This is a genomic window from Dietzia sp. UBA5065, from assembly GCA_002415925.1.
Classification (GTDB): domain Bacteria; phylum Actinomycetota; class Actinomycetes; order Mycobacteriales; family Mycobacteriaceae; genus Dietzia.
This window is the reverse complement of record DIAZ01000106.1, coordinates 1-313: the sequence shown is the minus strand read 5'-3', so window position 1 is coordinate 313 and position 313 is coordinate 1. Positions and strand designations below refer to the sequence as shown.

The 313-nt window shown below is 69.0% G+C and carries 1 pseudogene; it reads left to right on the top strand.

Annotated elements, in window-relative coordinates:
* Window positions 1–212: pseudogene (locus tag B4M60_RS08095) on the top strand (hypothetical protein); the annotation flags it as partial.
* Window positions 213–313 lie beyond the last annotated feature (101 nt).

Genomic DNA, 313 nt, shown 5'->3' with positions numbered 1-313 from the left:
CGGAACTGAGGGTCGCGGTGGAATACGACGGCGGGGGCCACCGTACGAAGAAGCAGCAGGCAGATGACGAGATTCGTCGTAACCGGCTGCGGGCGGCCGGCTGGTACATCGAGGTGGTCACCGCGACCTCACTGATCCGCACCCCCGGCGAGATCCTGGCGCACGTCCGGGCGGCACTCCGCAGCCGCGGCTACGACGGCGTCAGCGCCTGATCCTGCCGGCCAACCCGCTCGATCGCGCCGCTCGTTCGCGCCCCCGCCCCCGCCCTGTCTCTTATACACATCTCCGAGCCCACGAGACTAACGCGACTACC